Here is a 2,289-nt window from a genome sequence, read left to right on the forward strand (position 1 = left end):
AGATCGTCGTAACCGAGGACAATTTGACGCTGATGATAGGAATCACTAAAACTACTTTGATGGCGCGTAATTTGCGGAAAAGCGGCATCAATTTCTTCGAGATTAAAGTCAAAGTTGCCGGAGTAGGAATGGAGGGTTTTCCTGCGTTGGTCGAGGTATTGGGAGGAGGGAATATCAAAAGATAATCGGGTTTTATCGGTGACTTGAAAATAGGGATGGAACCCGATAGAAAAGGGCATTTTTTCGGGTGAAAGATTAATAACTTTTTGGTGAATTTTGAGGCTGTTTCCTTGCAGTTGATAGGTAAAGATTAATTGAAAATCAAAGGGATAGACTTGACGAGTTGCTTCATTACTGTTTAATTCTAGGGTTAAACTAGCGGCAGTTTCGGTGCTTTGTTTGCTCACTTGCCAGGGTAAATCACGAGCAAATCCGTGTTGTTTGAGGCTATAGTTTCGGCCTTGGTGTTGATAGGTATTATCGGGTAAGTTGCCGCAGATAGGGAATAAAATCGGGACTCCTCCTCGCACACTGAGGTTAGGATCTTTGAATCTTTCTGTGTCCAGATATAAAATATCTTCTCCGCAAATTTGCCAACGGGTGATGATTCCTCCCCTAGCGGGAACCACTTCCAGATAAGCGTCAGCTTCTTCATCCTTGAGACAATAGGTAAGATATTGATTTTGGTTTTGAGTGATCGTAAAAGTCATATCAGTTATCAGTTATCAGTTATCAGAACGTAGGTTGGGTTGAAGCATGAAACCCAACACCCGCTCATGTTACGCTACCACTAACCCATCCTAACAAATAATTGTGCCTCCCTACTTAGCTTAACCAATGAGGTTTTAGATTCGGCCCTTGTGAATAAGCTGAGATAGCCTAGCTTGAGATGAAAATTTGGGTAAGAAAATAGGCAATGGCGGCACTACCAACCGGTACAGTGAGATTATCTATACCTAGTTTCGAGAAAGTTTCTAGAATAGTAGCTCCGATCGCTGTCAATAAAGATACTAGAATAATTGGCGGATTTATGCCATTAATAAAAGATAAAATAATCAAGCTGACTAAAAAGCTGATTACTAACATAGTCAGGGAACCCTCCAGACTTTTGCCACTGCCGAAAATTTTGTAGGGATGTTGACCAAAATTTTGTCCGACTAGGGCCGCAAATCCGTCTCCCAAAGCCATAATTAAAATACCCATTGCCGCATATTCGGGGTGAGAAATTGGCCAAAAATAACCCACGAGAACACCGATACTAACAGCATAAAAAAAAGTTCCCCAACTGCGGCGACCGACACTATTAAGACTGGGTAAAATGGGGAAAAAATAGGATAGGATAGCGATAGTTGCCGCTAGGATCGCCGCGCTTATTCCCACCCAAGCGGGGATATTTAACCACCAGGCAAAAAGGATGACGTTTCCCGTGCCAATGTGGACAACCTTGCGGGTAATTTCGCCATTGGTGCTGAAAAGACTTTTTAATTTTTCAGCGATCAGAATCAGAACAGCTAGGTAACAGGCGACTAAACCGATCGAAAATAGGAGAGAGTGGGATAGTTCCACGTGGCAAAAGCGAAAATTGACTATCTATTTAGTTTAGGTGATCGAGGTGACATTGTTGAAAGGAATTTTTATTGGCTTAATTGAGGGATATCGACGGTTTATTTCGCCGCTATTTCCCCCTTCCTGTCGTTTTCAACCCACCTGTTCCCAGTATGCCATGGAAGCGATCGATCGCTTTGGTGTGCTGCGCGGTTCTTGGTTGGCAATTAAGCGTATTCTCCGTTGTCATCCCTTTCACCCCGGAGGTTACGATCCCGTGCCTCCCTGTCACCACAAGCACGATTAAAAGGCAAAAATACTGCCTATTTTCTTTGGGGAAAACGCTCGATATCGGCGATACCATAAAAGATAATCTGTTTATCTTTTAAACGTAGTCGATCGACTCTTAATTGAGTACCATCGAGGGCAAATTTATCTAAATCCATAAGGTTGTTAACGTGGCTGATTAAAGCTTCTCCTAAAGCTTTCGATCTTTCGTCGCCTTGATAAACCACATCAACAAATTGAATTTTTCGCCGTTCTTCCACAACCACAGCAGTGGTCATTTCTAGAAGAATTGGTTCTTCTTCTCCTAATTTAATTAGACTTTTCAGAGTTAAAGTTTTATCGTCATTGAGAATTAATTCCGTATTCTGACAGTGAATTGATTTACCTTCGTACTCTAATCTTTGCAGTTTTTCGACAATAAAAGGTGTATTAAAAGAGGTGGTTAAGTCTTCTTCC

At 41.7% G+C, this 2,289-nt stretch carries 4 protein-coding genes; 1 reads left to right on the forward strand and 3 read right to left on the reverse strand.

The window, feature by feature from the left end; genetic code table 11:
• Both PX484_RS23480 and PX484_RS23485 read right to left on the reverse strand, forming a co-directional pair.
• Positions 1–710: aldose epimerase family protein (locus PX484_RS23480; protein WP_288105824.1), on the reverse strand; the 710-nt coding region annotated here is incomplete at its 3' end.
• Positions 711–879: 169 nt separating this feature from the next.
• A complete protein-coding gene (locus PX484_RS23485; RefSeq protein WP_002800351.1) occupies positions 880–1,566 on the reverse strand; it encodes a diacylglycerol/polyprenol kinase family protein in 687 nt (228 codons plus the stop codon).
• Positions 1,567–1,621: 55 nt separating this feature from the next.
• On the opposite strand from PX484_RS23485, the gene yidD reads away from it, so the two are divergent.
• Positions 1,622–1,852, forward strand: coding sequence for a membrane protein insertion efficiency factor YidD (gene yidD / locus PX484_RS23490; protein WP_004162269.1), 231 nt, complete (start codon positions 1,622–1,624; stop codon positions 1,850–1,852).
• 16 nt (positions 1,853–1,868) lie between these two features.
• Here yidD and PX484_RS23495 read toward each other — a convergent pair.
• The coding region (locus PX484_RS23495; RefSeq protein WP_288105828.1) for an LmeA family phospholipid-binding protein at positions 1,869–2,289 on the reverse strand (421 nt) is incomplete at its 5' end.

This window comes from Microcystis sp. M49636_WE2 (genome assembly GCF_030065375.1).
GTDB classification, from domain to species: domain Bacteria; phylum Cyanobacteriota; class Cyanobacteriia; order Cyanobacteriales; family Microcystaceae; genus Microcystis; species Microcystis aeruginosa_C.